At 67.9% G+C, this 23,772-nt stretch carries 16 protein-coding genes; 7 read left to right on the top strand and 9 right to left on the bottom strand.

Features of this window, described 5'->3' with window-relative positions; genetic code table 11:
* From ACORJG_RS02460 to ACORJG_RS02445, 4 genes are read right to left on the bottom strand one after another with little or no spacing between them, the layout of a single operon-like run.
* Positions 1-264, bottom strand: coding sequence for a phosphopantetheine-binding protein (locus tag ACORJG_RS02460; protein WP_427791322.1), 264 nt, complete (start codon positions 262-264; stop codon positions 1-3).
* The gene (locus ACORJG_RS02455) at positions 261-908 is read right to left on the bottom strand and encodes an isochorismatase family protein (protein ID WP_427791320.1); all 648 of its coding nucleotides are present in this window, start codon (positions 906-908) and stop codon (positions 261-263) included. Before ACORJG_RS02455 ends, ACORJG_RS02460 begins: the two co-directional genes overlap by 4 nt.
* Positions 905-2,533 carry a (2,3-dihydroxybenzoyl)adenylate synthase gene (locus ACORJG_RS02450; RefSeq protein ID WP_427791318.1) on the bottom strand — a complete coding sequence of 543 codons (1,629 nt, stop codon included), beginning with the start codon at positions 2,531-2,533 and terminating at the stop codon, positions 905-907. The genes ACORJG_RS02455 and ACORJG_RS02450 overlap by 4 nt, the downstream gene beginning before the upstream one ends.
* Positions 2,530-3,792: an isochorismate synthase gene (locus ACORJG_RS02445; RefSeq protein ID WP_427791317.1), complete on the bottom strand. Its 1,263-nt coding sequence runs from the start codon at positions 3,790-3,792 to the stop codon at positions 2,530-2,532. The genes ACORJG_RS02450 and ACORJG_RS02445 overlap by 4 nt, the downstream gene beginning before the upstream one ends.
* 140 nt (positions 3,793-3,932) lie before the next feature.
* Here ACORJG_RS02445 and ACORJG_RS02440 point away from each other — a divergent pair, with 140 nt between their 5' ends.
* The 3 genes from ACORJG_RS02440 (at position 3,933) to ACORJG_RS02430 (ending at position 7,291) form a co-directional block, all read left to right on the top strand.
* A complete protein-coding gene (locus ACORJG_RS02440) occupies positions 3,933-4,610 on the top strand; it encodes a response regulator (protein WP_427791315.1) in 678 nt (225 codons plus the stop codon).
* On the top strand, positions 4,588-5,982 hold the full coding sequence (locus tag ACORJG_RS02435) for a sensor histidine kinase (protein WP_427791313.1): 1,395 nt from the start codon (positions 4,588-4,590) through the stop codon (positions 5,980-5,982). Before ACORJG_RS02440 ends, ACORJG_RS02435 begins: the two co-directional genes overlap by 23 nt.
* Positions 5,983-6,073: 91 nt before the next feature.
* Positions 6,074-7,291 carry an MFS transporter gene (locus ACORJG_RS02430; protein ID WP_427791311.1) on the top strand — a complete coding sequence of 406 codons (1,218 nt, stop codon included), beginning with the start codon at positions 6,074-6,076 and terminating at the stop codon, positions 7,289-7,291.
* A gap of 4 nt (positions 7,292-7,295) precedes the next feature.
* Here ACORJG_RS02430 and ACORJG_RS02425 read toward each other — a convergent pair whose 3' ends face one another.
* The gene (locus ACORJG_RS02425; RefSeq protein ID WP_427791309.1) at positions 7,296-8,222 is read right to left on the bottom strand and encodes a LysR family transcriptional regulator; all 927 of its coding nucleotides are present in this window, start codon (positions 8,220-8,222) and stop codon (positions 7,296-7,298) included.
* Between the two features lie 281 nt (positions 8,223-8,503).
* On the opposite strand from ACORJG_RS02425, the gene ACORJG_RS02420 reads away from it, so the two are divergent.
* Both ACORJG_RS02420 and ACORJG_RS02415 read left to right on the top strand, forming a co-directional pair.
* Positions 8,504-10,597, top strand: a complete 2,094-nt coding sequence (locus tag ACORJG_RS02420) for a TonB-dependent receptor domain-containing protein (protein ID WP_427791307.1) — start codon at positions 8,504-8,506, stop codon at positions 10,595-10,597.
* 18 nt (positions 10,598-10,615) lie between these two features.
* On the top strand, positions 10,616-12,037 hold the full coding sequence (locus ACORJG_RS02415; protein WP_427791305.1) for a YncE family protein: 1,422 nt from the start codon (positions 10,616-10,618) through the stop codon (positions 12,035-12,037).
* Between the two features lie 50 nt (positions 12,038-12,087).
* On the opposite strand, the gene ACORJG_RS02410 is transcribed toward ACORJG_RS02415, so the two are convergent.
* The gene (locus tag ACORJG_RS02410; protein ID WP_427792942.1) at positions 12,088-13,011 is read right to left on the bottom strand and encodes a rhodanese-related sulfurtransferase; all 924 of its coding nucleotides are present in this window, start codon (positions 13,009-13,011) and stop codon (positions 12,088-12,090) included.
* Positions 13,012-13,199: 188 nt separating this feature from the next.
* Here ACORJG_RS02410 and ACORJG_RS02405 point away from each other — a divergent pair, with 188 nt between their 5' ends.
* Both ACORJG_RS02405 and ACORJG_RS02400 read left to right on the top strand, forming a co-directional pair.
* The gene (locus ACORJG_RS02405) at positions 13,200-14,897 is read left to right on the top strand and encodes an MFS transporter (protein ID WP_427791303.1); all 1,698 of its coding nucleotides are present in this window, start codon (positions 13,200-13,202) and stop codon (positions 14,895-14,897) included.
* Positions 14,898-15,048: 151 nt separating this feature from the next.
* Entirely contained in the window at positions 15,049-16,329 is a 1,281-nt protein-coding gene (locus ACORJG_RS02400) for a D-amino acid dehydrogenase (protein ID WP_427792940.1), read from the top strand.
* A 24-nt stretch (positions 16,330-16,353) separates the two neighbouring features.
* Here the strand turns inward: ACORJG_RS02400 and ACORJG_RS02395 are convergent, their stop codons facing one another.
* The 3 genes from ACORJG_RS02395 to ACORJG_RS02385 form a co-directional block, all read right to left on the bottom strand.
* Positions 16,354-19,728 (bottom strand): hybrid sensor histidine kinase/response regulator, encoded by a 3,375-nt coding sequence (locus ACORJG_RS02395; protein ID WP_427791301.1) that lies wholly within the window; start codon positions 19,726-19,728, stop codon positions 16,354-16,356.
* A 288-nt stretch (positions 19,729-20,016) separates the two neighbouring features.
* Entirely contained in the window at positions 20,017-21,687 is a 1,671-nt protein-coding gene (locus ACORJG_RS02390) for an MFS transporter (protein ID WP_427791299.1), read from the bottom strand.
* A 175-nt stretch (positions 21,688-21,862) separates the two neighbouring features.
* A complete protein-coding gene (locus ACORJG_RS02385) occupies positions 21,863-23,308 on the bottom strand; it encodes an NAD-dependent succinate-semialdehyde dehydrogenase (protein WP_427791297.1) in 1,446 nt (481 codons plus the stop codon).
* Positions 23,309-23,772 lie beyond the last annotated feature (464 nt).

Below are 23,772 nucleotides of genomic sequence, written 5' to 3'. Positions count from 1 at the left end.
TCAGGCGTCGTGACCGGCCGCGTGCAGGCGCGCCTGAACCACGCTCCACCAGCCTGCGAGCGTGGTGTGTTCGGCCAGTTCGCTGAACTCCAGCGGCACGGCCTCGCTCCACGCCAGCGACAGGTTGAGGGCGCGCAAGGAGTCGACGCCCAGGTCCATCAGATTGTCGTCGTCCAGAATGGAGTCCGGCGTTTCGTGCAGCACGGCGGCGACATCGGCGCGCATCCGTTCCAGCGTCAGATCCTGCGGGGTCAGCTTGGTCATGTCAGTCGTTCCAGAACGCGCGCCGTCGAAAGGGCCACGGCGCAGGTGTCGGCGGCCCAGGCCACCGCGCCCATATGCTTGTCGCGCGAGAAGTCGCCAAGCGCATCGGCGACGAAGAAGGGTTCGATATCGCGCTGAAACGCTTCGGCCGCCGTCAGTTGGCAGCCGATGTGGGCGTAGACGCCGCAGACGATCAGCTGTTCCCGCCCTCGCACGCGCATCAGCGTCTCGAGATTGCTGCGCTGGAAGGCGCTGTATCGATGCTTGACCAGAGGGAAATCGCCCGGCGCCGGGGCCAGTTCAGGCAGGATGTCTTCATGCTCGGGCGTGCGGCTCATGCCCGGCCCCCACAAATCAGCCTGAAGCCCCCGGTCGCGGCGATCCTGATCGCCATGCTGGGCGGTGTAGAAGACGGGAACGCCCGCCGCCCGCGCCGCCGCGATCAGGCGGGCGATGTTGGCGGTCAGGCCGGGCAGAGGCTCGGCGCCCGGCGCATAGGGGCGCATGAAATAGCGCTGCATGTCGTGGACCAGCAGGGCGGCGCGATCACGCTGCAACGTCCACTGGGCGCGCGAGGCGGGGATCTCCGCCTCGGTCGGCAGGGCATAGGCGGGGACGGTAGGCAGGCCTTTAGAGACGCTCACGCCTTGCCCTCGTCTTCGAGAATGCGCTGGCGAAGCGCGGCGCGCAGTTCGCGGCGGCTGACCTTGCCCACGGCGGTCACGGCGAAGTCTTCGACGAAGACGATCTGGTCCGGCACCTTGAAGTCGGCGATGTCGCGCTTGCGCATCCAGGCCTTCAGTTCGACGCCGCGCGGCGCGTCGCCGTTGGGAATGATGAAGGCGCAGATGCGCTCGCCCAGATAGTCGTCCGGCACCGACACCACGGCGGCGTCGAAGACGGCCGGGTGGGCCAGCAGGTGATCCTCGACCTCCTCGGCCGAAATCTTTTCGCCCGCGCGGTTGATGTGGTCGGTGGCCCGGCCCATGACCACGAGGTAGCCCTCGGGCGTGCGGCGCACCACGTCGCCGGTGCGGTAGAAGCCGTCCTCGGTGAAGGACCGCGCATTGGCCGCCGGTTCGTTGTGATAGGCGCGGATCGTATAGGGGCCGCGCGTCAGCAGATTGCCCGGTTCGCCCTCGGCCACGGGCGCGCCCTTGTCGTCGACGATCAGGATCTCGTCGTCGGGGCTGATGGGCCGCCCCTGCGTCTCGACGATCAGGCTCTCGGGGTCATCCAGCCGGGTGTAGTTGACCAGCCCCTCGGCCATGCCGAACACCTGCTGCAGGGTGCAGCCCAGTTCGGTGCGCACGCGCCGCGCGGCCTCTGGCAGGAATTTCGCCCCGCCGACCAGCAGCACCTGAAGGCTGGACAGGTCGTGCGTCTTCTTGGCCGCCGCCTGCATCCACAGCAGGGCCAGAGGGGGCACCAGTCCGGTGATCGTCACCCCCTCGCGCGCGATCAGAGGGAAGCAGACGTCCGGCGACGGCGACGGCGCCATCACCACCGTCGCCCCGACATAGAGGGCGCCCAGATAGCCCGGCGAGCTCATGGGGAAGTTATGCGCCGCCGGCAGGGCCGTCAGATAGACGCTCTCCGGCTCCAGCCCCGAGATGTCGGCGCTCTCGCGCACGCTGTAGAGATAGTCGTCGTGGGTGCGCGGGATCAGCTTAGATAGGCCGGTCGAGCCGCCCGATATCTGCAGGAAGGCCACGTCGGACGGATCGGCGTCGTCCGTCGGCAGGGAGGCCGGATCGGCGCGGAAACCGTCGAAGGATGCGAACTCTTCCGCCTCGCGCACCACGACCACATGGCGCAGGTCGGGAACCTCGGCCTGAACGGCGCGGGCCAAGGCGCGGTAGTCGAAGCCTTCATGCCGGTCGGCCACGACATAGGCCGACGCCTCCGCGCGCATCAGGAAGTGGACAATCTCGGTCGAACGGTGCGCGGGCAGGGCGTAGACGGGGATCAACTTGGCCCGAAACAGGCCGAAGATCACGCTGAGAAACTCAGGCAGGTTGGGCAACTGCACCACCACCCGCTCGCCCGGCTTCAGCCCCAGCGCCAGGAAACCGGCGGCGGCCGTCTCGGCCTTTTCCAGCAGTTCGCCATAGGTCCAGCGCTGGTCCATGCCGACCACGGCGACGGCGTCAGGCTGCGCCTCCGCCCGGCTGCGCAGCAGTTGGGAGAAGGTTTCGCCGCGCCAATAGCCCTTGGCCCGATAATGCGCCGCCATGTCGTCCGGCCAGACCTGTTGCAGGGGAATCATACGCTCGCCTCATCCACGCCCAGGGCGCGCAGAACGGCCTGGAACTTACCCGACGTCTCGTCCACCTCGGCGGCGGGATCGGAGCCTTCGACAATGCCCGCCCCGGCATAGAGACGCGCCTGATCGCCGCACGTTTCGGCGCAGCGCAGCGAGACGTACCACGCGCCGTCGCCAAAGGCGTTGGTCCAGCCCACGGCCCCGGCATAGAAGCCACGGTCATAGCCTTCAAGCGCGAGGATCATCTCGGCCGCCTGATCGCGCGGCGAGCCGCAGACAGCGGGCGTCGGATGCAGCAGGGCGGCCAGTTCGGCGGCGGAGGTTTCATCGGGGCGATGCAGCCGTCCCTCGATGCGGGTGCCCAGGTGCCACATGGTCCGGGTCGAGACGAGCGCCGGGCCGGGCGGCGCGCGCAGATCGCTGCAGTATGGCGCCAACAGGTCCATGATGGCCTCGACCACCAGGGCGTGTTCGCGTCGGTCCTTGTCGGACGCCAGCAGGCTCTGCGCCGCCGCCTCGTCCTGCACCACGTCGGTGCTGCGGCGGGCCGATCCGGCCAGAGGATGAGAGAAGACGGCCGGGCCGCGCTTGGACGCCAGCAGTTCGGGCGTGGCGCCGACCAGACGACGCATGGCGCCGCCCTGCCCGGCTCCCTGCCCCTCGCCCAGCGGCGTCAGGAAGCGCGCGGCGGTCGGGTCGGCCTTCAGATCGCGCCACAGGGCGAAGGGATCGACCACGCCGTCGCCCTGAACCTTCAGGCTGCGCGACAGCACCACCTTGTCGACCGGCTCGGCGCCGCCCTGAGAGGCGCGCATGGCCTCAAGCGCCTGCGTCACCGCCGCCTCATAGGCCGCACGCGACGGCTCGGGCGTCAGGGCGCGGATCGACGGGCGCGACGCGCTTGAGGGCATGTCCCAGATGCGGTTGGCCGCGCGCTCGGGCAGGAACAGGCAGTCGTCAGCGCGACGGTCGAACGGCAGGGCGCCGACCAGCAGGCGCGGCGACGGCTCATCGGTTTCGGGCGCGACCGGCAGATCGGCGAAGAAGCGGCGCACGCGCTCGCCCAGGGTCGTCGCCGGTCCGGGCGTCAGGCGCTGCTTCAGGCCCGTCGTGAACAGCCGCAGTTCCGGCGTGCTGAGTCCGAACGCCCAATCCATCTCATTCTTCGGCGCAGCGGCCTCATGGCGTTCGGATGCGCTTTTGCCGCCGATCTGAACCGACAGATCGGGCGCGCCCCAGAACTCCGCTACTCTCGACTCCATGACGATCCTTGCTGCGTCCAAGCTGTTGCATATCATTCGCAACAACCGGCCTATAGCCGAGCAACCTTCGCGTTGTCTTGCGGCGAGATTAATTCCAAGCCGCTCTGGTCGTTTCGCCACAGAGGTTTAGAAGGGCGCTCATGCGAATGCTTGTCATTGACGATGATGCCCGGACCCGCGCCTTCGTGGCCGACGGCCTGCGCCAGCAGGGGCATACCGTCGATGAGGCAGGCGACGGCGAGACGGGCCTGCATATGGCGATGGAGGGCGACTACGACGCCATCGTCGTGGACCGCATGATGCCCGGCCTGCCCGGCATCGAAACCGTGCAGGCCATGCGCGCGGGCGGGCTGAAAACGCCGGTGCTGATGCTGACGGCGCTCGGCTCGGTCGACGACCGGGTGGCGGGGCTGAACGCGGGCGCCGACGACTATCTGGTCAAGCCCTTCGCCTTCAGCGAACTGAGCGCGCGGCTTCAGGCGCTGGTGCGGCGCCCCCCGCTGGCGGAGGCGACGACGCGGCATCGGGTGGCCGATCTGGAGGTCGACGTGACCGCCCACCGGGCGACCCGCGCGGGCCAGACGTTGGACCTGACCCCGCACGAGTTCAAACTGCTGGAGCGGCTGGCCCGCAACGCCGGTCATGCGGTGACGCGCACCATGCTGCTGGAAAGCCTGTGGGGCTTTCACTTCGACCCGCGCGCCAATCTGATCGACGCCCACATCAGCCGCCTGCGGGCCAAGGTAGACCGCGGCTTCGATCAGGAGCTGATCCACACCATCCGGGGGGTGGGCTATGTCCTCAAGGCCCCGGACTGAACCCAAGCGCCCGTCCGTCTGGACCACGGCCAGCCTGCGCTACGCCGTCGCCTTCTCGGCCCTGTTCGGACTGGGCGCGGCAGTGATGATCGCAGGCGTGGACTACGGCCTGATGCGCTTCGCCGAGGCCGAGGTCCGCGAAGGGTTGAGCCATCAGATGGACGTCATGCGCGCCGACGCCAACCGGCACGGCACGGGCCAGTTGGTCGAGGAGTTGAACGCCGAGGCCCGCAACCGCGACGCCCGCCGCTATCTGCTGCTGGTCGAGGCGCCGGACGGCAGCAGCTTCTCCAACGGCTTGACGCGGCTGGCGGTCAATCAGAGCGGTTTCCGGCGCAATCTGCCGAACAAGGCGCGGCCCGCGCGCTGGCCCGACCAGACGCCCAATATGCTGGTCCTCAGCGCCCAGGCGTCCGACGGCGGCCTGCTGGCCGTCGGACGCGACATCCAGCATCTGGACGAGCTGCGCGGAGGCATCCGCCGCTATGCGCTGATGAGCGGGATCGCCCTGATCCTGCTGGCGCTGGCCGGGGGCTGGGCCGCCGGGCGGCTGTTCCTGCGACGGCTGGAGGGGGTCAACCATGCGGTCGGCCGCATCATCGCCGGTCAGGATTCGGCGCGCCTGCCCGCCGTCGGTCTGGGGCGCGAGTTCGATGAACTGTCGGCCAATCTGAACCGGATGCTGGACCGGCAGGAGGCGGCGCTGACGACGCTGAAAACCTTGTCCGAAGGCGTGGCCCATGAACTGCGCGCACCCTTGAACCGGGTCCGCAACCGGCTGGAGGATCTGGCCGCCCATCTGGACGACCCCCGCTCCAGCGAGGCCGCCGTCGAGCGCGCGCTGGAAGAAACCGATCAGGTCAGCGCCCTGTTCGAGGCCCTGCTGACGCTGGCGCGGATCGAAAGCGGCGACGCGGCCCTGAAGGCCGAACCGCTGGACCTCGCCGCCCTGACCGGCGCCGTGGCCGACATCTACGCCCCCTTCGTCGAAGAGGCGGGCGGTCGCCTGACGCTGACCCTGAACCCCACCGGATCGGTTGAGGCCGACCCCGCCCTGATCCAGCAGGCCCTGGCCAATCTGATCGAGAACGCCGTCTTCCACGGCGGCGGCCGGATCGACGTCTCGACCGCCCGCGAAGACGACCGCGCCATCATCCGCGTCGCCGACCACGGCCCCGGCGTGCCGGAGACTGAGCGCGAAAAAGTGCTGCGCCGCTTCTATCGGCTGGATCAAGGCGCAGGCGAACGCACCAAGGGCGCCGGTCTGGGTCTGGCCATGGTCGCCGCGGTGGTCAGGGCGCATGGCGGATCGCTGCGACTGAACGACAACCAGCCGGGGCTGGCGGTCGAACTGACTCTGCCCAGCGTCTGAGGCGCCGCTTTGCCTTTAAGAAACCGCACCCAGTTGCAATTCATTCTCAATTAAGCGACAGCCTCGCCTTCATGTCTTTCAGGAGCCGTCCATGACCACAGCCACCGCCAGCGAGGCGGCGCCCGGCGGCGCCTTCAGCCTGAAGCCCCTGCTGTTCACGGCGGGCGTGGGCAGCATGTCGATGATGGCCTTCGTCGCCGTGGTCGGGCCGATGGCGCGGCTGCTGGGAATGCAGCCCTGGCACGTCGGGGCGGCGGTGACGGCGGCGGGTCTGGCCTGGATGCTGATGGCCCGCTTCTGGGGCGTGCGCAGCGATCAGGTCGGACGGCGCAGAGTGCTGTTGGCCGCCCTGGCGGGTTTCGCCGTCAGCTACGCGTTTCTGGGTCTGTTCATGAGCGCGGCCCTGGCCCTGGTTCCGGCGGCGATCATCAGCTTTATCGGCATGACGGTCGCGCGCACCGCCGCCGGGGCCTTCTACGCCGCCGTGCCGCCGATCTGCGCGGCCGTGGTCGCGGACAACACCGCCCCGCACGAACGCGCCCGCGCCATGGGCGCCGTCGGCGCCGCCAGCTCGCTGGGCATCGTCTTCGGACCGGGCGTAGCGGGCCTGTTGGCCGGTTGGAGCCTCAGCGCCTCCCTGATCATCATCTCTACCCTGCCTGTGCTGGCCTTCATCGCCGTGTGGCGTTTCCTGCCCGCCGACGTCCCGCATGAGACGCGCAAGAAATCGGCGCTGAAGCTGTCGGACGTCCGTATCCGCCGCGCCGTCGCCACCGCCTTCTTCGCCATGTACGGCGTCGTCGTCTGTCAGGTGGTGGTCGGCTTCCTCGCGTTGGACCGCTTTGGCCTGTCGCCGAACGAAGCGGCGCGCACGGCGGGCATCGCCCTGGCCGTCGTCGGGGTGGTGCTGTTCTCGGCCCAGATGGTTCTGCGCCGCCTCAACTGGCCGCCCTCGCGCTTCATCCGCATCGGCGGAAGCATCGCCGCCGTCGGCTTCGTCTGCGCCGTGTTCGCCGCCACCCCGATGCAGCTGTGGGCGGCCTATGGCGTCATCGCGGCGGGCATGGGCTGGGTCTATCCGTCGCAATCGGCCCTGGCCGCCAACGCCGTCGAAAGCCATGAGCAGGGCGCCGCCGCCGGCGCCGTCGGCGCAGCCCAGGGCCTGGGCGCCGTGATCGGTCCGCTGGGCGCGACGCTGGCCTATCAGGTGGCGCATGGCGCGCCCTACGCCCTGTCGGCGGTGATGATCCTGATCGCCGCCCTGTGGCCCGCCGCGCGCCTGTCCGCAGAACGCGCCCCGGCCGAGTAACGCGTCAGGCGAATGCGGCGTCGCCCTGCTCGGCCTCGAAAGCCGCCGACAGGGCGTCGACCAGCCACTGGGTGCCCACGTCGCCGTCCGAGCGTTCGTGCCACACCAGATGATAGTCGAAGGGCTTCATCCCTTCAGGCGCGGGGAAGGTGCGCAGCCCGTGGGTCGATGCAAACTGCTGTGCAGCGCGACGGGGCAACAGGGCGATCGCGTCCCCTTCGTGCAGCAGATAGGGCGCCAGCGAGAAGCTTTCAGAGCGCACCAGAACACGGCGCTCAGCCATATCCGGCAGGTCTTCCGCCACCCAGTCGCCGAAACCGTCGCCCGCCGAACAGGCGACATGTGGCCATTGCAACAGGTCCGGGCGCGTCGGCGACGCCTGATGCACAGGGTGGTCGGCGCGCGCCAGCCCCAGTTGCGTTTCCCGAAACAGCCAGCGTGAATTCAGCCCCGAGCCTTCCGGGCTCCACCCGGTCAACACCAGATCAAGCCTGCCGTCCTCCAGCCGCCTGAGGCTCATGTCCGACAGCGGCTCGACGGAAATCTCGATTCCGGGCGCCTCCTGCCCGATGCGGGCGATCGCGGGCGTCAGCACGCTGAGCAGGCCGTAGTCGGTCGAGGCCAGGCGGAACACCCGTTTCATCCGGGCGACATCCTCGCCGGGATCACGCAGAAGGCTCTCACCCGCCTCCAGCCAGGCCCGCAGCGGCGCATACAGCGCCTCGGCGCGCGGGGTCGGCATCATGCCGCGCGGGCCGCGCACCAGCAGGGGATCGTCGAACTGATCGCGCAGACGGGCCAGAATGCGACTCATCGCAGGCTGGCCGATGCCCAGTTTCTCGGCTGCGCGCGAGACGCTGCGATGCTCGATCAGCACCTGAAGGTGCTGAAGCAGGGTGAAGTCAATGCGATTGAGGAACCGCCCCGGCATAAGGTCTCGCTGTAGGACGCCTGTAGCGCCGACCCGGGAGTATTAAGAACGCATCTTAATTGCAACACATACCGATGAACGTTTCGTCTGATCGCCCGCGCGCGGGGCATGGAGCGACGGCCCGTCAACCTCATACCCAAATGCGAATGCGCCTCATGTCGTAATCGGCATTGAGACAGAAATGCGAATGATTATTAGGAGCGGCGTCGCTCGCACGGTCGAGCTTTCCTCCCCACCCGGGCGCCCGTCGCCCGCCTAACCGTACGCCTTTGGGGGCGCAGATGCACATATCGAAACGCAGCATCGGGCTGGGCCTGATGACATCCACCCTCCTCGCCACCTCGCCGGTTCTGGCCGAGACGGTCATGCCCGACGCATCAAACATTGACCCGCAGGCGACGACCGTCAGCGACGTCGTCGTCACCGCATCCGCCACGGGCGTCGATGTGCGTGACGCGCCCGCCTCGGTCAGCGTCATCACCCGCGACGAGATCGAGCGCCAGCCGGTCCAGAGCCTGGGCGAACTGCTGGGCCGCCTGCCCGGCGTCAGCGGCGGCATCAGCCCCACCGGCGCCATGTCGAAGATCAACATCCGCGGCCTGCCGGACAACTACACCCTGATCCTGGTCGACGGCCGCCGCATCGGCAACGCCCGCGACATCAGCTATCGTCCTGACCTGGGCCGCCAGGACCTGAACTGGATCTCGCCCGACATGATCGAGCGTATCGAAGTGGTGCGTGGCCCGATGTCGTCGCTCTACGGTTCCGACGCCATGGGCGGCGTCATCAACATCATCACCCGCAAGATCGCCCCGACGTGGCGCGGTTCGGCCAACACCAGCTATACGTGGGACGAGAACTCCAATCGCGGCGACGCCTATCAGTTCGGCGTCAATGCGGCTGGACCGATCACCGACACCCTGGGTCTGCGCCTGGGCGCCACCTATGCCCGCTCCAACCCTGACGAAGTCGTCATCGGCAGCAACAACGGCACGGCCGGCGTCACCTCCAAAAATCTGAACGGCGTGCTGACCTGGGCGCCCGTCGCCGACCACAGCTTCTCTCTGGAAGGCAGCTACGGTCTCGAAGACCCCATCGCGCCCAGCGCCAAGACCGCCACCGGCGGCGATCAATCCAGCTGGGGCTCCAAGACGGAACGCACCTCTTATCGTCTGGGACATGAAGGCAAATGGTCGTTCGGTGAATCCCGTATCGATATCTATCAGAACGCCTTCACCAACAAGGATCAGGCCTCGGGCGGCGGTACGGCCGAATTCGAGGAACTGATCATCGACGGCCTGTTGAAGTTCGAAAAAAACTTTATCTGGGATCATAAGTTCGCCGTCGGCGCGCAGTATCGCGAAGAAGAACTGACCAACACTGACACGATCGGCACCATTCCGGTCGATTATGAAGGTCATGTAGTCGATGGCGCGACGCTGAAGGGCGACACCGCCGCCCTGTTCGCAGAAGACCAGATCACCCTGCGCGAAAACCTGCTGCTGACCCTGGGCGGCCGTCTCGACAGCCACCACAAATACGGCGAACACTTCAGCCCCCGCGCCTATCTGGTATGGCACCCGGCCGAAACCTGGACGATCCGCGGCGGCATTTCGCAGGGATTCCGCGCACCTTCGCTGAAGGAAAACAGCGCCGGCGCGGCCACCAACTCGCGCGGGAATGGCTGTAACGGTCTTAAAGGTCTGATCGCCAAGGACAAGGACGGCAAAGTCATCCTGGACGCCGACGGCCTGCCCATGACCTACAAGACCGGCGGATGCTGGATGGCGGGCAACCCTGATCTGAGCCCGGAAGAAAGCAACAGCTACGAAATCGGCTTCTCGTACGACACCGACAACTATCGCTTCGGGGCGACCTATTTCTACACGGACTTCAAGAACAAGATCCAATACGCGCCGCTCGGCTACTATGAAGGCCGCTGGTGGACCAAGAACGAAAACGTCGAAAAGGCCCGCACCCAAGGTCTGGAAATCACCGGTCTGGCCAAGCTTCCCTACGACCTGACCCTGCGCGGAAACGCCACGTGGATGATCGAGGCCAAGAACCTCGATACTGGCGCCACCCTGATCACCACGCCTGAATGGTCGGCCTACGCCTCGCTGGACTGGCGTGCGACCGAGCGTCTGGGCATCATGCTCTCGGGCCAGTACACCGGTGAACAACTGGGCGGAGGATCGACGATCACCAACGATCACACTGAGTTCGATCTGACCGCTGCGTTCGACGCGTCGGAATCGGTGACGCTGCGGGCCGGCATCACCAACCTGTTCTCTGAAACCATCACCGGCGCCAACGGCGATGGCTACTACGCTCCCGGCCGCCGCTTCTTCGTTGGCCTGACCACCCGCTTCTGATCCGGAGAAACTGCGATCATGACCATCTTGAGCAAATCCCTTCGCGGCGCCGCCTTCGGTGCCCTTCTGGCGGCCTCGGCTGCTGCGGTTCCGGCGGTCGCTTCGGCCCAGGCCCTGTTCTCGGCGCCTGAGCGCACCCAGGAGGGCCAGGTCAGCTTCGCCGGCGCCGAGCGCGGCAAGCCTGTCGTTCCGGGCAGCGACGTCGTCGCCACCGGCCGCGGCTTCCGTCCGGGCCAGAGCGTCGTCCTGATGTACGGCCAGACCGTCCTGCCGACCGGCGCGATCACGGCCAACGCCGAGGGCGGCTTTGAAACCCGCCTGACGATTCCGGCCGACGCCCAGCCGGGCAACCACCCGATCGTGGCCGTGTCCCAGTCGCCCTACAACGCCGTCCTGGCCAATCTGAAGGTCTCGCCGGACGTGCCGCTGTCGAACCAGTCGGCCTATCGGATCACCAGCGTCCAGCCGACGCGCGGCCTGTATCAGACCGCCTACAGCGCCAAGCGCAACGCCGTCTTCGCCGCCGCCGCCGTCGGCCGTCCGCCGGTGCGTCAGTCGGAACTGCTGCGCCTGAACGCCGACACCCTGGCGGTCGAAGCCCGCATCACCCCCGCCGCCGCGCCGGGCCGCCCGGGCCGTGACGGCCAGATGCAGGACGGCGGCGTCTTCGCCGTCTACGGCGTCGGCGTCGATGACGCCAACGACACCGTCTGGGTGACGAACAGCCGCCAGAACACCGTCGCCGTCTATCGCCAGTCGGACCTGTCGCTGGTGCGTCAGTTCGAGCCGGGCACCGTCAACCACGCCCGCGACGTCGTCATCGATCAGGAACACGGCAAGGCCTACGTCAGCGCCACTTTCCAGCCGGAAGTCGTGGTGTTCGACACCGCCGCCCTGAGCGTCGCCAAGCGTATCAAGATCGACTCGACCGTTCGCGGCGGGACCTTCTCGGCCGCCAGCGTCTCCTATGATCCGGCGGCGCGCCGTCTGTATGTGGCTTCGAACTCGACCAATGAGGTCGCGGTCATCGACGCCGCCAACGACACCGTGCTGAACGTCTTCCCCGTGCCGGGCGCGCGCGCCGTGATCGGCGTTTCGCACGACCCGCAGACCGACCGCATCTTCGCCGTCGGCCAGGGCACCGACAACCTGGTGGTGCTGAACGGTTCGGATGGTTCGGTCGTGGCCGACACGCCGGTCGGCGCCGGCGCCCTGAACGTGGTGTTCGAGCCGAAGTCGCGCCGCGTCTTCATCAGCACCTTCGGCGCAGGCACGGTGCCGGTCACCGACGTCGACGGCCGCATCGTGGCCAACCTGCCGGCCTCGCCGGTCGCCAACCACGTCTCGACCGATGGTCGCGGCAACGTCTATGTCGCGGTCAAGTCCGGCTGGACCACCGACGGCAACGACTCGGTCATGCGCATCCGCCCCGCGCGGTAAGCCAGCCCCCAATGACCGGGAAAGCCCCCGCGCGATGCGCGGGGGCTTTTTTATTGTTTGCTTCCCACGTGCGCCACGCCTCTGGCGCGGGCGATCTCCATCTGCTTCTGCCGTTCGGCGTAGCCTTCCCGCTGAGCCGCGTCGCGTTCGCTCCAGCAGCGGTCGCAGGACACGCCCTCGACATAGTGCGCCGAACGACGGCCCTCGGGGCTGACCGGCATCCGGCAGGCCCGGCACAGGCTGTGGTCGCCCTCGACCAGCCCATGCCCCACGGACACCCGCTCATCGAAGACGAAGCATTCGCCGCGCCACAGGCTTTCCGGCTCGGGCACCGTCTCCAGATATTTCAGGATGCCGCCTTCCAGGTGATGCACGTCGCGCACGCCCTCGGCCTTCAGGAAGGCGGTGGCCTTTTCGCAGCGGATGCCGCCGGTGCAGTACATGGCCACCTTGGGCGGGATCGGACGGTCCAGCAGGGCGCGGCCCTCGGTGCGGAACCAGTCGGCGAACTCGCGGAAGGTGCGGGTGTTGGGCTGGATGGCCCCCTCGAAGGCGCCGATCTCGCCCTCATAGTCGTTACGGGTGTCAATGATGACCGTGTCCGGGTCGGCGATCAGGGCATTCCAGTCCTGAGCCGAGACATAGGTTCCGACGCCCTCGACCGGATCGATGTCGGGCTGGCCCATGGTGACGATCTCGGCCTTCACCCGCACCTTCATGCGGTGGAAAGGCATGGCCGAGGCGGTCGAATATTTCAGCTCCAGCCGGTCGAAGCCCGGCAGGGCCCGCACGCCGTCGATGACGCGGGCGATGTCGGCCTGCGGCCCGGCGATAGTGCCGTTGATCCCCTCATGCGCCACCAGAAGCGTGCCACGCACCTCGGTCCCGCACAGGTCCAGCAGGTGCAGGCGCAGCGCCGCCGGATCGGCCACGGGAGCGAAACGATACAGGGCGGCGACGGTGAAAGGCGTCATGGCGGGAACATCGGATGGGGTCACGGCCTTCCTATAGCCCCCGGCGCCGTCTCCTGCGACGCCAATAATATGGAACCGAGAGTGACCGTGTCATCGCTTGCGTCCGGCGTCGAAGCCGTGTGGATTGGCCAGATGGTCGTTGTCGGTTCCCGTTCGCTCCGTATCGTCCGTGCGAGGACGCGTCCCGCATGAGTTCGACCGACGCCCCTGCATCTACGCCCCTATCTACGCCACCACCCCCGCCCGCACGGGTGTCCGCCCTGGCGCCGTTGCGGCACCCGATCTTCCGGGCGGTCTGGATCACCAGCCTGGTTACCAACTTCGGCGGTCTGATCCAGTCGGTCGGCGCGGCCTGGATGATGACCTCCATCGCCTCGGCGCAGATGGTCGCCCTGGTGCAGGCGTCCGTCACCCTGCCGATCATGCTGCTGTCGCTGGCGGCCGGGGCGCTGGCCGACACGGTGGACCGGCGCAGGATCATGCTGGCGGCCCAGACCTTCATGCTGCTGGTCTCGGCGGGTCTGGCGGCCATGACGTGGATGGGCTGGATCACCCCGTGGGTGCTGCTGACCTTCACCTTCCTGATCGGCTGCGGCACGGCCTTCAACGGCCCGGCGTGGCAGGCGTCGGTCGGCGACATGGTCCCGCGTGAGGATCTGGCCGGGGCCGTGACCCTGAACTCCATGGGCTTCAACATGGCCCGCAGCGTCGGCCCTGCGCTGGGCGGCATGATCGTGGCGGCGGCGGGCGCGGCGGCGGCCTTCGCCGTCAACGCCTTCAGCTATCTGGGCCTGCTGATCGTCCTGTTCCGATGGAAGCCCGAGCGGCCCAAACAGACCCTGCCGCGTGAGCGTCTGTTGCCGGCGATGGCGGGCGGCGTGCGCTATGCCTTTCTGTCGCCGCGCGTGACGGCGGTGCTTCTGCGCGCCGTGGTGTTCGGCGTCGGCGCCAGCGCCATTCAGGCCCTGATGCCCGTGGTCGCGCGTGAGAGCGGCGGCGGCCCGCTGGTGTTCGGCCTGTTGCTGGGATCGTTCGGCGTCGGCGCCGTGGGCGGCGCCCTGTTCGTCGGTCAGCTGCGCGCGAAATATGAGACGGAGACCATCGTCCGCGTCGCCGCACTGGCCTTTGCGGCGGCGGCGCTGGGGCTGGGCTATGCGCCGTGGCTAGTGGTGACGCTTCCGGCCCTGATGATCGCCGGGGCGGGCTGGGTGCTGGTGCTGTCCAGCTTCAACGTCACGGTGCAGATGTCGGTGCCGCGCTGGGTCGTGGCGCGGGCGCTGGCGCTGTATCAGATGGCGGCCTTCGGCGGCATGGCGGGCGGCAGCTGGCTGTGGGGCGGCCTGGCCCAGACCTATGGCGTCGAGACGGCGCTGGCCGTTTCGGCGGGCGTGCTGACGCTGTGCGTGCTGATCGGGCTGAAGGTGCCCCTGCCCTCGACCGCCAATCTGAACATGGACCTGCTGCGTCGCTGGACCGAGCCGCAGACGACACTGGCCATCGAGCCCCGCAGCGGGCCCGTGATCGTCTCCATCGCCTATCGCATCCGCGAAGAGGACATCGACGCCTTCCTGGCCCTGATGGACGAGCGGCGCCGCATCCGCCGCCGCGACGGCGCGCGTCAATGGCGCCTGATGCGCGATCTGGCCGAGCCTGACGTCTGGGTTGAAAAATACCAGACGCCGACGTGGCTGGACTACATCCGGCACAACCAGCGGATCACCCACGCCGACGCCGCCGTCAACGAAGGCATCCGCGCCCTGCACCAGGGGCCGGACAAGCCCGTGGTCCACCGCATGATCGAGCGCACCACCGCGCCTCTGGCCGCCAATCTGCACGGCGACCGTCACTATGGAGAGCCTCTGACCGACCCCACACGGTCTTCATAGGCGGGTTGTCGCGCCTGCCTGATATCATGAGCAAATAATCGACCGCGACCGGCCAGTCACAGAGCGTCCATGCTTGACCGGCGTATACTGCGGCGCACACAAACTGCGACTTGCACAAGGTGCGCAAAATCTGTTCTAGGGAGCCACGCGTCTGGTTCGCGTAAGGTCAAGTCCTATGAAGATCGCAATCCTCGGCGCCGGCGTCATCGGCGTGACCACCGCCCACTACCTGGCCCGTCAGGGGCACGAGGTCACGGTCATCGACCGTCAGAGCGGCCCGGCGCTGGAGACCAGCTTCGCCAATGCGGGCGAGATTTCGCCCGGCTATTCCTCGCCCTGGGCTGCGCCCGGCATTCCCGCCAAGGCTGTAAAGTGGCTGTTCATGCGCCACGCCCCGCTGATCCTGCACCCCCAGATCAACGCCCCGACCGTACGCTGGCTGTTGGCCCTGCTGCGCAACTGCACCTCGGGCCGCTATGCGCTGAACAAGGCGCGCATGGTGCGTCTGGCCGAATACAGCCAGGTGGTTCAGACGGCGCTGAACGAAGAACTCGGCCTTCAGTACGACCACCGCACCCAGGGCACGTTGCAACTGTTCCGCACGCAGAAACAGCTGGACGGCATCTACAAGGACACCGAAGTCCTGCGCGAAGGCGGCGTCCCGTTCGAGGTGCTGGATCAGGACGGCTGCATCCGCGCCGAGCCGGGCCTGAAGGCGACCCGCGACCTGTTCGTCGGCGGTCTGCGCCTGCCGCGCGACGAGACGGGCGACTGCTTCAAATTCACCAACACCCTGGCCGACCATGCCGCCGCCGAACAGGGCGTGACCTTCCAGTACGGCACGACCATTCAGGCCCTGATCGCCGAGGGCGGCCGCATCACCGGGGTCAAGACCGACAAGGGCGTGGTCACGGCCGACGCCTATGTGCTGGCGCTGGGCTCCTACTCGCCGATGATGGTCAAGCCGCTGGGCATGACCCTGCCGGTCTATCCGGTGAAGGGCTATTCGATCACCGCCCCGATCATCGATGAGGCCGCCGCCCCCGTCTCGACCATCATGGACGAGAGCTACAAGGTGGCCATCACCCGTCTGGGCGACCGCATACGCGTCGGCGGCATGGCCGAGATCGCCGGCTTCTCCGACGCCCTGCCCGAGCGCCGCCGCAATACACTGGAGCATTCGGTCGGTTCGCTGTTCCCCGGCTCGGGCGACCTGAAGGCGGCGACCTTCTGGTCCGGCCTGCGCCCCATGACGCCGGACGGTACGCCGGTCATCGGCAGGACAAAGCTGGACAATCTGTTCCTGAACACCGGCCACGGCACGCTGGGCTGGACGATGGCCTGCGGCTCAGCCCGCGTCATCGCCGACATCATCGACGGCCGCACGCCGGACATCGAATCCGCCGACCTGAGCATCGCCCGCTATCGCTGATCCTTCTCCTCTTTCGGGAGGAGGCTAGCTGTGCAGAAAAGCCTTCAGCGCCGCTGGCTTGACCGGTTTCGCCAGCAGGATCGCGCCCGCGGCACCCGCCTTCTCCTTCAGGCCGTCGCGGGTGTCGGCGGTGACCAGCGCGATGCGCCTGACCCCCTGCGCGCGCATCCCGTCGATGGCGGCCAGTCCGTCCGGCTCGTCGTCGCCAAGATGCAGGTCGACCAGCGCCGCGTCGAATGGTCCCGTCGCCGCGCGTGCTTCGGCCACCGAGCGCGCCGTCACGGCCTGTGCGCCCCAGCGGTCAAGCAAGGCGGTCAGGGCGTCGAGGATGGCGGGTTCATTGTCCACGCACAGCACCCGCAGGCCCGCCAGCGGCAGGCGGCGATCATCGACCGCGACCTCCGGCTCAGGCCGGGCCTCCGCGCGGGGAACGACGACGCGGAAGGTCGTGCCGCGCCCGACGTGCGAGGCCAGCGACAGCGGGTGGCCCAGCAGGTCTGACAGCTTCTGGACAATGGCCAGACCAAGGCCTGCGCCCGGCTCGTCCACCGGGGCGCCGGGCAGGCGCACGAACTCGCCGAAGACGGCCTGGCGGTCGGCCTCAGCGATGCCGCGTCCGGTGTCGCTGACTAAAATCTGCACCTGCTCGCCGTCGCGCCGGGCGCCGATCAGAACGCGGCCTTGGTCGGTATAGCGGATGGCGTTGGCGATCAGGTTCTGCAGCATGGAGCGCAGCAGGTCGCGGTCCGAGGCGATCCAAAGGCTGGAAGGCGTCGCCGTCAGCGTCAGCCCTTTGGCGTGGGCCAGAGGGGCGAACTCGCGCGCCAGTTCATCGAACAGGCCGCCCAGCGACAGCGGCGCCACGGCGGGCTGGACCCCGCCCGCCTCCAGCTTGGACAGGTTCAGAAGGGCCGTCAGCAGGCGGTGGGCGCTGTCGATGGCGCGGTCGGCGTTGGTCGCCAGACCGCGCGCGGGCGATCCGGCCAGATCGGCGTCCTCTCTCAGGGCGGCGATGAACAGGCGCGCGGCGTGCAGCGGCTGCAGCAGGTCATGGCTGGCGGCGGCCAGAAAACGGGTCTTGGAGGCGGTGGCGTCCTCGGCCGTGCGGCGGGCCTCCTCCAGCCGTTCGGTGCGGTCGGCGACGCGGGCTTCCAGCCGCTCGTTGGCCTCTTCCAGCTCGCGCGCGGCGCGGCGCAGGGCGGTGATGTCGGTGTAGCTGGTGGCGTAGCCGCCGCCGGGAATGGGCGCCCCGGAGGAACGCAGGATGCGGCCGTCGGGCTGTTCGCGTTCGTGGTCGTGGGGGATGCGGCGGGCCAACGCCTCCAGCCTGCGCTCGACCCAGAAGTCGATCTCATGATCCGGCACGCCCGCCTCGCCGCGCTCGGCGTTCAGGCGATAGACAGCGGCGACGGGCAGGCCGACGTGGACGAAGCCCGTGGGCAGGTCGAACATCTCGACATAGCGGCGGTTCCAGGCGGTCAGGCGCAGGTCTTCGTCGACGACGCTGACGCCCTGATCGATGTTGTCCAGCGTGGTCTGCAGCAGGTCGCGGTTGAACTGGACGGCCTGAGACGCCTCGTCGAGCATCCGCACCACGTCCTCGGGCGCGCGGCCTCCGGCAGCCAGGGCGGCAGCCAGAACGCGGCGGGCGGCGGCGGCGCCGACGGCCCCCGCCAGCATTCGCTCGGCCGCGCGGGCCAGCGTCGCGTCGGCGGGGTCGGCGTCCTTCAGTCTGACATCCGTCTCTCGCGCCCAGGCGGCGAAGGCGCGCTCGGCCCGCTCGTCGCCGATGAAGCGGGCGACCAGAGCGCGCAGGTCGCCGACCGAGGCCCCGGCCGAGCCGCCGCGCCCCTCCATCCAGTCGGGGCCCAGCCGGTCGACGAAGGCGCGGGCTTGCACCCGATCGATCAGGCGCGGCGGCCGCGCGCGCGACACCAGAACGAAGACGCTGAGGTTCAACGACAGGCTGAGGAAGACCCCGGCCGCGAACGGGTCTTCCAGCCCCAGCATGGCGGGGACGTTCAGGCCGAAGTCCGGCGCGAACTGCGGCCCTGCCAGCATGACGGCCCATACCGCCATGCCCGCCGCCAGCCCGGCCAGCGCGCCGCTGGCCCGCCCGCCGCGCCACAGCACCGCTCCGAACAGCGACGGCGCCAGCTGGGCCATGGCGGCGAAGGACACCAGACCGATGGCCGCCAGTCCGCTGGTCCGGTCCATCGCCAGATAATAGAGCCACGCCAATAGCAGCAGGGCGACGATGGCCAGACGGCGAATGTTCAGCAGGGTCCGGGCCATGTCCGGCGGGACGGCGCCGCGCCGTCGTCCTGCACCCATCAGCGGCAGGATCAGGTTGTTGGACACCATGGCTGACAGCGCCACCGCCTCAACGATGACCATGGCGGTGGCGGCCGAAAAGCCGCCGACGAAGACGACGGAGGTCAGCAGGCTGTGGCCCGCGCCGAACGGCAGGGCCAGCACCAACAGATCGGGATTGGCGTGCGGCGTGAACAGTCCGCCCGCCGCCACCAGCGGCAGGACGGCCAGCGTGGTCAGGATCAGATACAGCGGGAAGATCCAGCGCGCGCGGCGCACCTGGGCCGGATCTCCGCCTTCGACGAAGGCGACGTGGAACTGACGCGGCAGGCAGAAGATGGCCAGGGTCGCCACAAGGGTGATGGCCATGAACCGCGCGTCGATATGCGGCCAGCGGCCCAACTGCCCCAGACTGTCGGTTACGGCCTGCCGCGATGGCGAGGCGGCCAGCAGGAAAACCGCGAAGACGGCGACGGCCAGCAGGGCGGCCAGCTTGACGATGGACTCGATGCCGATGGCCTGGATCAGGCCGCGGTTATGCTCGGTCAGGTCGGGCCTTCGCGCGCCGAACAGGATGGCGAACCCGGCCAGCACCGCCGCCATAACCAGAACGGTCAGGCTCTCGGACCCGGCGACGGGGGTGCCCGCCGTGATCATCTCGCCCGCCATCGACAGCGACTTGAGCTGAAGCGCGATGTAGGGGACCGAGCCGAGGATGGCGACGCCCGCCACCGCTGCGCCCAGCGCCGGGCTCTTGCCGTAGCGCGACGAGATGAAGTCGGCCATCGAGCCGACATTCTCGCGCCGGGCGGCCGAGGCGATGCGCCGCCACAGCGGCAGCAGCAGGGTCAGACCCAGGATCGGCCCGGCGTAGATGGGCAGATACTCCCACCCGTCGCGCGCCGCCGTGCCGACAGCGCCGTAATAGGTCCACGACGTGCAGTAGATGGCCAGCGACAGCGCATAGAGCGACGGCCCCAGCATCCCGCGCCGCGCCTTGATCTGCGGCCGCTCGTACCACCAGGCGACGCCGAACAGGGCGGCCATGTAGAAGGCTGTCAGGGCCAGTGTGGCGAGGCTGAACATGGACGTCATCTGGGCCGGGCGCGATCACGCGGGCAAGTGAAAAAGAGGGCGGCCAGGCCGAAGCCGGACCGCCCGCAGGTTGGCGAAATATTAGCGCGTCCGTGCCCCTTCTCCCCTTGTGGGAGAAGGTGGGCGCCGAAGGCGCTCGGATGAGGGGTGGCGGCGCGGCCTCTGAAACGCATCGAAGACAGAACCGCGCCGAACTGGACGCCGAAGCGCAGACACCCCTCATCCGTCTCGCTCCGCGAGCCACCTTCTCCCACAAGGGGAGAAGGAAGCCGTCGCGCCTTAGTCGTGGATGTTCACGTCCTTGCCTTCCTTCACGAAGAGGACGCCGACGATCAGGGTCAGCACCGCGATGGCGATGGGGTACCAGAGGCCGTAGTAGATGTTGCCCGTGGCCGCGACCATGGCGAAGGCCGTGGTCGGCAGGAAGCCGCCGAACCAGCCGTTGCCGATGTGATAGGGCAGAGACATGGAGGTGTAGCGCACCTTGGTCGGGAACATCTCGACCAGGGCGGCGGCGATCGGGCCGTAGACCATGGTCACATACAGCACCAGCAGGAACAGGATGCCGATCACCAGCGGCTTGTTGACCAGGGCGCTGTCGGCCTTGGCCGGGTAGCCGGCTTCGGTCAGGGCGGCGGTCAGGCCGGCGTCCCAGGTCTTTTTCTGGGCGTCGAAGTCGGCCTTGGGCATGGTCTTGCCGTTGAAGCTTTCGACCACGCGGTCGCCGATGCGGACCTGGGTCACGGTTCCGGCGGGGGCGGCTTCATTGACGTAGGTGACGCCCGCCTTGGCCAGATGGGTCTTGGCGATGTCGCAAGAGCTGTTGAAGACGGTCTTGCCGACGGGATCGAACTGGAAGTGGCAGTCGGCCGGATCGGCGATCACCGTCACCGGCGACTCGGCCACGGCGGCGGCCAGACGCGGGTTGGCCGCGCCTGTCAGGGCGTTGAACAGCGGAAAGTAGGTCAGGGCGGCCAGCAGACAGCCCAGCAGGATGATCGGCTTGCGCCCCACCTTGTCCGACAGCCAGCCGAAGAAGACGAAGAAGGGCGTCGCCAGCGCCAGAGCCGCCGCGATCAGGATGTTGGCCAGTGACGGATCGACCTTCAGCGTCTTCTCAAGGAAGAACAGGGCGTAGAACTGGCCCGTGTACCAGACCACGGCCTGACCGGCCGCCAGACCGAACAGGGCGATCAGCACCAGCTTCAGGTTCGGCCACTTCAGGAAGCTGTCCTTCAGAGGCTTGGTCGAACCCTTGCCCTCGGCCTTCATGCGCTTGAACGCCGGGCTTTCCGACAGCTTCAGGCGGATCCACAGGGACACGCCCAGCAGCAGGATCGAGACCAGGAAGGGAATGCGCCAGCCCCATTCGACGAAGGCTTCCTCGCCCACGAAGAAGCGCACGCCCAGGATCACCATCAGGCTGAGCAACAGGCCCACGGTGGCGGTGATCTGGATGAAGGAGGTGTAGAAGCCGCGCTTGCCGTGCGGGGCATGCTCGGCGACGTAGGTGGCGGCGCCGCCGTATTCGCCGCCCAGCGCCAGACCCTGGATCAGGCGCATCAGCACCAGGATGATCGGGGCGGCGATGCCGATGGCGGCGTAGGGCGGAAGCAGGCCGACCACGAAGGTCGAGATGCCCATCAGCAGCATGGTCACCAGGAAGGTGTTCTTGCGCCCCCACAGGTCGCCCATGCGGCCGAAGACGATGGCCCCGAACGGGCGCACCGCAAAACCGGCGGCAAAGGCCATCAGGGCGAAGATGAAGCCGGTGGTCTCGTTCACGCCCGAGAAGAACTGGGCGGAGATGATCGCGGCCAGCGAGCCGTAAAGATAGAAGTCGTACCATTCGATGACGGTGCCGACGGAGGAGGCGAGAATCACCAGCCGGTCGTTCTTGTCGACCGTGTGCTCGCCGCCGTCCGCCGCACCCATGGTGCGGTCGGTCATGGGCAGTTCCCTTCCTGTGCGGCCGCGATGCGCGGCGCGTTTCCCTCGCGCCCGGCGTGCTTTGCGCCGAGCGTCGGAAGGGAGAGTGACAGCAGGAATGAGGATTTGCGGAGAGCGACCTTGGTCGAATGATCCCTTGCGCAGAACGGCCACCCTCTCCCGGCGGGAGAGGGAGTCAGAGGCCCATGCAGAGGTATTTGATCTCCAGATAATCCTCGATGCCGTGGCTGGAGCCTTCGCGGCCCAGACCCGACTGCTTGATGCCGCCGAAGGGCGCGACCTCGGTGGAGATCAGGCCGGTGTTGATGCCGATCATGCCGGTTTCCATCGCTTCGGCCACGCGCCAGACGCGGCTCAGGTCGCGGGCGTAGAAATAGCCCGCCAGCCCGAAGATGGTGTCGTTGGCCAGCGCAACGCCTTCCTCTTCCGTCTCAAAGCGGACGACGCCGGAGACGGGGCCGAAGGTCTCTTCGCGGCACATCTGCATGTCCTGGGTCACGCCTGACAGGACGGTCGGCTGGAAGAAGGTCATGCCGAGATCGTGGCGAACGCCGCCGGTCAGCAGGGTCGCGCCCTTGGCGAGGGCGTCGGCGACGTGTTCCTCGACCTTCTTCACCGCCTTCTCGTCGATCAGGGGACCGATCTGGACGCCGTCGTCCAGGCCGTTTCCGACCTTCAGCGCCTGCGTGGCCTTGGTCAGCTTGGCGACGAATTCGTCATGGACGGCGGCCTGCACATAGAAGCGGTTGGTGCAGACGCAGGTCTGGCCCGCGTTGCGGTATTTGGAGGCGACGGCGCCCGCCACGGCGGCGTCTACATCGGCGTCGTCGAAGACGATGAAGGGCGCGTTGCCGCCCAACTCCAGACTCATCTTCTTGATGGTCTGCGACGACTGCTCCATCAGCAGGCGGCCGATCTCGGTCGAGCCGGTGAAGCTGATCTTGCGCACCGCCTCATTGGACGTCAGTTCGCCGCCGATGGCCGAGGCCGAGCCGGTGACGACGTTGAACAGGCCGGGCGGCAGGCCCGCTTCTTCCGCCAGCACGGCCAACGCCAGTGCCGACAACGGCGTCTGGCTGGCGGGTTTCAGCACCACGGCGCAGCCGGCGGCCAGCGCCGGGCCGACCTTGCGGGTGATCATCGCGGCGGGGAAGTTCCACGGCGTGATGGCTCCCACCACCCCGACCGGCTGGCGCAGGGTCATCAGCCGTTTGGAGGCGTCATGGCTGGGGATGACCTCGCCATAGGTGCGCTTTCCCTCTTCGGCGAACCATTCGATGAAGCTGGCGGCATAGGCGATCTCGCCCTTGGCTTCGGTCAGGCTCTTGCCCTGTTCGCGGGTCAGCAGACGGCCCAGCGCGTCCTGTTCGCTCATCATGAGGTCGAACCAGCGGCGAAGGATACGGGCGCGCTCGCCCGCCGTCTTCGCGGCCCACGGTTTCATCGCGGCCTCGGCGGCGGCGATGGCGCGACGGGTCTCAAGGGCGCCCATGTCGGGAACCGTCGCCAGCACCTCGCCCGTGGCCGGGTTGGTCACGTCGATCGTCCCGCCGCCGTCGCCGTCGATCCAGCGGCCGTCGACAAAGGCCTGATGGCGCAACAGGCGGGCGGGATCGGACATGGCGGCTCCTTCAGAGGATGGGGTCTGCACGCCGCTATAACGCGCGGCGTCGTCCGGGGCTGCGTGGGATCGATTGTTTTCAAACCGCATACGGCCGAGGCGTTTACGTCTCCGGCAATTTACAATTGTTAATGGAGTCAGGTGCAGAAAGGGTGTTCAGAAAAGAGGTTAGAATGCCTTGGTATCCTATCGCCCGGCGCCAGAAAGGCGCTGATGCGCTCCAGCTGCAATTCCGGGACGGCCCTGTCGCTGTCCCGCTCCTGACGTGGTCAGGAAGACGCGGGCGGACGAGGGGCGCGTATTTGGACAGGCGATACGGGTCGGCGCACCGAAACGCCTGCCGTTTTACGGCGCGGCGCCTGAACCTTGACCAGAGCCCCGCAGGCGTTTGCTGGGCGCTGCATCCACCGATTTTGACAACTTAAGATTGAATTTACAGGTCTGAAAGATGCGTTCTGCCGCGT

The organism is Brevundimonas diminuta, assembly GCF_050310045.1.
GTDB classification, from domain to species: domain Bacteria; phylum Pseudomonadota; class Alphaproteobacteria; order Caulobacterales; family Caulobacteraceae; genus Brevundimonas; species Brevundimonas diminuta_F.
The sequence above is the reverse complement of the archived record's forward strand: the minus strand, read 5'-3'. Positions and strand labels throughout refer to the sequence as shown.